The organism is uncultured Cardiobacterium sp. (genome assembly GCF_938028185.1).
Lineage (GTDB): Bacteria > Pseudomonadota > Gammaproteobacteria > Cardiobacteriales > Cardiobacteriaceae > Cardiobacterium.
Genome location: NZ_CALJAH010000110.1, coordinates 1 through 5,563 on the forward strand (window position 1 = coordinate 1; position 5,563 = coordinate 5,563).

Genomic DNA, 5,563 nt, shown 5'->3' on the forward strand with positions numbered 1-5,563 from the left:
TCTCCCTCCCCTGCAGGGCGAAGCCCGCAGCGGGCGGGTACCCACGCAAAATGCATCCGCATTTTGCGTGGGGCCCGGGGGAGGGCTGGGGAGGGGGTAGCGATAGTCATGCCACCACTGCGACCATTTCAGAAAACACAAACCCAACCATGAGAACCCGGCGAGACCCCAAATTACGCAACTTTGCCCGTGAGCTGCGCAAAGACATGACCAATGCCGAACACTGCTTGTGGCGCCATCTGCGCGGCGGGCAACTGCAAAACATCAAATTCCGCCGCCAGTATGTCATTGGCAGCTATATCACCGACTTTGCCGCTCCCGAAATCAGATTAATCATCGAACTGGACGGCGGGCAGCACGCTGACCAACAATTTTATGATCAGCAAAGAAGCAAATTTCTGCAAAAACAGGGCTACCGCGTATTGCGATTCTGGAATCACGACGTACTGCAACAAACAGAAGCCGTATTGGCGGAAATTCTGAAACATTGCCCACCTCCGTGCTGAAAACCACACCGCACCCCCACCCCGGCCCTCCCCCGCTGCGGATGCTGGCGCATCCTGCAGGGGAGGGAGTCAAGTCCGCAACCATAATCCCCCATGTTCTTCTACCAATACATCCTCATCCCCTGCCTCTGCGCCCTGACCACCGCCACCGCTGCCGCTCCCATCGGCGCGCTCATTGGCTGGCGCCGCCTCGTGTACTTCGGCGAAGCGCTGTCGCACGCCTCGCTGCTCGGCATCGCCCTCGCCCTCTGGCTCGGCCTGCCGCCCGCCGTTGGCATCTGGAGCATCACCCTGCTCTTGGTGCTGCTGCTCCACCTCATCGAACGCAGCGGCCGCGAAAACCCGAGCAACATCCTCGGCAGCCTGTCGCACATCGCCCTCGCCTTGGGCTATCTGGTGATGTCGCAAATGGAAAACGTGCGCACCGACCTGCTCGCCTACCTCTTTGGCGACATCCTCGCCACCACGCCGCGCGACCTCGTCACCATCGCCATCGCCGCCGCCGTCTCGCTTCTTACCCTGCGCGCGCTGTGGCAACCGCTCATTCTCATGACTACCAGCCCCGCTATTGCCAAAACCGAATACCCGGCGAGCGACAAATACGACCTCGTCTTCCTGCTGCTCATCGGCCTCTTCATCGGCACCACCGTGCAATACTTCGGCCTGCTGCTGGTCATCGCGCTCCTGATCGTGCCCGCAAACACCGCCAACCGCCTCGCCAAAACCCCGGAACAAAGCGCCGCCATCGCCGCCGTCCTCGCCGCCATCGCCACCATCTGCGGCTTCATCCTCGCCTACAACGCCGACCTGCCGGTCAGCCCGGCCATCATCGGCGTCGCCGGCGTGCTCTACTTCGCCGTGCTGATACACACCCGCGCGGGGCGGAAACGCGCTGCCAAACCCTAAAACATTTACCATTTACAAGCATGAAATGCTCCGCTACCATGCGCCGCCAATTTTCACAAACAACACGCAGGAGAGCGAAAATGGCCAAAGAATTCAAAGCCAAAACCCACTACACCCCAAAGAAAGGCGAAGAATACATGAGCGATGCGCAACTCGCGCACTTCACCCGGCTGCTGACCGACTGGAAAAACGAAATCGTCACCGACAGCGACCGCACCAAAGAACATCTGCGTGACGACCGCGCGCCGACCGCCGACCTCAACGACCGCGCCACGCAAGAAGAAGAATTTTCGCTGGAGCTGCGCACCCGTGACCGCGAACGCAAACTGCTGCACAAAATCGACCGCGCGCTGGAGCGCATCGCGCGCAAAGACTTCGGCTGGTGCGAACGCTGCGGCGAAGAAATCGGCTTCCGCCGCCTCGAAGCGCGACCGACCGCCGAGCTCTGCATCGACTGCAAGGAAATCGCCGAGCGGCAGGAGCGCAACTTCCACGACAACCGCTAATTGCCAGATACGAAAAAGCCCGCAACCGCGGGCTTTTTTATGCGTGTCATGCGGGCATTACTGCTTCGCCCACGAGCGGAAACTGTTGGCATTGCGCGAGCAGAGAATCACCTTGCCGCTACCGCTGAATTTCAGCACGACCGCCTCGCCACTGGTGACGCTGTTGACCAGGTTGCCGAGCATACCGCGGCTCGCGCCGGTCGTCACCGACAATTCATAATGCAGCCTGCTGTCCCAGGCGACGACGTGACCGTTGTCAATAATGACCGGACTTTGTGGCGTGACTTCGAGGGTAAAGAGAGAACCGAAGCCGTTAATCACAATCTGCCCCTCGCCGGAAGTTTGCCCGATGAAAAAGCCGCCGGTACCGGCAAAAAGCGCGGTGCCGAGGCTCTGCATCCGCGCGGTGAGTTGCACCCGCTCGCTGGCGGCGAGATAGGCGCCGTCGTTGAGGTTGTACTGGCTCTTGCCGACGTCCAGCACCTCAATCCCGCCCGGCATCATCGGCGCGAGCAGACAGTCGCCGTCGCCACGTTCGGCGCGAATATGCTGCTGGAAAAAGCTCTCGCCATTGGCCAGGCGACGGGTGAGCGCGCTCAAAAAGCCGCCCTGCATCTGCCCGCGCAGCTCAAGATTGGCCTCCATCATCACCATCGCGTCGCTCTCGCAATAAATGCTCTCGCCGCGACGCAGGCTGACGTGAAGAAAGGGATCGAGTTCGCCGGTGGGCGTGAAAACTGGCATGGTTGCTCCTCTGACAAAAAAGATGATGTTCCGGGGCCGGTAACGGCGAAGACTAGCCATTATATCGGGCGAAACCGGTGAAAAAGCGAAACGCAGCAGGACGAGGCAGCGCGTGCCGTGGGGGAGACAGTTGCGATAAGATGACCGCCCCCTTAACCCGCATCGGAGACCCGCATGAAAGCCGTATTTCTTGACCGCAACACCTTCTCACCGTCCATCGACCTGCCCGCGCCGGAAGGCGTCAGCGACTGGCAGGTGTTTGATGCCACGCCGAACGACACCGCCACCGTGGTTGAGCGTCTGTGCGGCGCGCAAATTGCCATCAGTAACAAGGTGTTGTTGACGCGCGACATCATCGCCCAATCACCCGAACTCAAGCTGATTCAGGTCGCCGCCACCGGCGTCAATAACGTGGATGCCGAGGCGTGCAAAGCGCACGGCGTGCAGCTCGCCAACGTCGCCGGATACTCCACGACATCCGTCGCCGAGCATACCTTCGCCGCCATTCTCGCCGCGCTGCGCGGCCTCATTCCCTATCATCAGGCGGTGATTGACGGCGACTGGCAGCGCGATGGCCGCTTCTGCCTCAATGAACTGCCGATTATCGACCTCGCCGGCAAGACGCTCGGCCTCGTCGGCGTCGGCAACATCGGCAGGCGCGTCAGCGAAATCGCGCGCGCCTTCGGCATGGAAGTGCTGTGGGCGGAGCGCCGTGGCGCCGCGCCGCGTTCGCCGGATTACACGCCGTTTGCCGACGTTTTCGCCCGCGCCGACATCATCAGCCTGCATTGCCCGCTCAACGATGCCTCGTTTCACCTGCTCAACGCCGACACCCTCGCCCTGTGCCAGCGTCAGCCGCTGATTCTCAACATGGCACGCGGCCCGGTCGCCGACAGCGCCGCCGTCGTCGCCGCCTTGAACGCGGGCAAACTGCTCGGCTACGTCAGCGACGTCTTCCCCGACGAACCACCGCCCGCCGACGAGCCGCTGCTCACCCTGCGCGCCCACCCGCGCGTCATCTTCACCCCGCACAACGCCTGGGCCAGCGTCGGCGCGCAGCGCGAATTGTGGCGCATCCTCTGCGCGCAAGTGGCGGCATTCATTGCAGGAAAATGACAGGATGGAAAGCCTATCTGTTATCATAGCCGCGTTTTTGCAAAACGAGGAATGAAATCATGCGTCTATGGTTGGCAATCCTGCTGACTGTTCTGACGACCGGAATCGTCCGCGCCGAAGACTATTACTTGGACGCGCCGGTCGTCACCGCCAGACTCTACAACCGCGAAGCCGAACTGGTCCGCGAAGCGAAAGTCACCGTGCACAAGCCCGGCGCACACCGCATCATCGTCTCGCCGCTGCTCAGCGACAACATCGCCAACGTCTCGCTCGGCATTGACGGCGCGCGCCTCACCGGCCAGGGAATGCGGCCATTGCCCGCCCAGGACGCGACCGAGCCGCTGGTGCACCAGGCGGACGAAGCCGAACAGGCGCTGACCATCACCCGGCAAAGCATCGAAGACAACCGCGACATGAGCCGCGCCCTCATCCAGCGCCTGCAAGGCCACGGCAGCTCGGTCAGCGAAGTACAGCGCCAGCTCGACACCCTCGCCCGCCTGCGCGAAGACCTGCTCAAAACCGAACGCGAGCAGCAGGACGAACTGCGCCAGCTCAAAGAACAACTCGTCTGGCAAAACAAGGGACGCGACAGTCGCCAGTACGCGGGCGTGTTCGACATCTACAGCGACCGCATCGGCGAAGTCACCCTCACCCTGCGCGAACGCACCGACAAAGCCTACTGGCAACCCTACAGCGAATTCTCCCTCAACACCGAAAACGGCGAACTGGACATCCGCGCCTACGCGCAAGTCGTCCAGCAAAGCGGACTGGACTGGGACAACGTCGAAGTCAGCCTCTCCTTCGCCCCGCCGGACTACCAGGACACCCCGGTGCTGCAAAGCACCAACGTCGCCGTCGCCGACCGCACCGTCGCCGCCGTCCTCGGCGAAAACAACGCGCCCTTTGGCATCGGCGCGACCACCGCCAAAAACAACAGCCCGACCGTCGCCAGCGCCGACAAAAACGAAGCGACCGCGAGCGAAAACGACGTCGCCATCTCCGGCGTGGACTTCGACGTCAAAATCCCCGGACGGCACAACCTCGCCACCTCGCGCGACCGCTACCAGCTCACCTACTGGCAGAACCGCAGCCGTACCAAACTCTACAGCGCCGCCTACGCCTGGGTCGAAAGCAGGGCGCTGCTCGTCGCCGAATGGCAACAGCCGGACGGCTACGGCTTCTACCCCGGCTACACCAACTTCTTCCGCGACGGCAACCGCATCGGACAAATGCGGCTGGATCGCACCATGCTGGAGCGCAGCCGGCAAATCATGAGCTTCGGCGAAGACCCGCACACCGAAGTGCAATACAGCATCCCGCCGGGCTACAACATCGGCAACGGCCTCATTCTCAAAGACCGCATGGAAAAACGGCAGACCGTCACCCTGCGCAACAGCGGCAAAATCCCGCGCGCAGTGCGCCTCTACGCGCGCCTGCCGATTGCCAGCCAAAGCGACGTCACCGTTGAGCCCAAATTCAGCCCCAAACCGGACCAGGAAAACGTCGAAAACGTGCGCGGCATCGTCCTCTGGGAAAAACACCTCAACCCCGGCGACACGCTGCGCATCGAAAACAGCTACGACGTGCGCTACCCCGAAGGCAAACGGCTGGTGGGCATTGACTGAGCGGCTTTTGCAAGAAACATCCGGTGGTGTCCAGAAAAGAACGCTGACATCCCGCCGTGCGGCAAAAATCAGCCCTTTGCCATCGCCCATTCCCGCGCAAGGTGCGTCAGCCCCCGTAGCGGGGAAAATTGGGGGAGGGGGTAGCATCAATGACACTACC

Annotated in this window: 6 protein-coding genes; 5 read left to right on the forward strand and 1 reads right to left on the reverse strand. The window is 61.9% G+C overall.

All coding sequences use genetic code 11. The features are described from left to right. The 3 genes from Q0349_RS03500 to dksA form a co-directional block, all read left to right on the forward strand. Nucleotides 1-506, forward strand: a 506-nt coding sequence (locus Q0349_RS03500) for an endonuclease domain-containing protein (RefSeq protein WP_298079490.1), incomplete at its 5' end; no start/stop codon positions are given. Nucleotides 507-599: 93 nt separating this feature from the next. Beyond that, nucleotides 600-1,412 (forward strand): metal ABC transporter permease, encoded by an 813-nt coding sequence (locus Q0349_RS03505; protein ID WP_298079491.1) that lies wholly within the window; start codon nt 600-602, stop codon nt 1,410-1,412. 80 nt (nt 1,413-1,492) lie between these two features. Continuing rightward, nucleotides 1,493-1,918, forward strand: a complete 426-nt coding sequence (gene dksA, locus Q0349_RS03510) for an RNA polymerase-binding protein DksA (RefSeq protein ID WP_298079492.1) — start codon at nt 1,493-1,495, stop codon at nt 1,916-1,918. Nucleotides 1,919-1,975: 57 nt separating this feature from the next. Here the strand turns inward: dksA and Q0349_RS03515 are convergent, their stop codons facing one another. Further along, nucleotides 1,976-2,662, reverse strand: coding sequence for a TIGR00266 family protein (locus tag Q0349_RS03515; RefSeq protein ID WP_298079493.1), 687 nt, complete (start codon nt 2,660-2,662; stop codon nt 1,976-1,978). A gap of 174 nt (nt 2,663-2,836) precedes the next feature. Between Q0349_RS03515 and Q0349_RS03520 the strand changes: the two genes are divergently transcribed. Further along, nucleotides 2,837-3,778 carry an NAD(P)-dependent oxidoreductase gene (locus tag Q0349_RS03520; RefSeq protein WP_298079494.1) on the forward strand — a complete coding sequence of 314 codons (942 nt, stop codon included), beginning with the start codon at nt 2,837-2,839 and terminating at the stop codon, nt 3,776-3,778. A 59-nt stretch (nt 3,779-3,837) separates the two neighbouring features. After that, nucleotides 3,838-5,403, forward strand: coding sequence for a DUF4139 domain-containing protein (locus tag Q0349_RS03525; protein ID WP_298079495.1), 1,566 nt, complete (start codon nt 3,838-3,840; stop codon nt 5,401-5,403). The last annotated feature ends 160 nt before the right edge of the window (nt 5,404-5,563 follow it).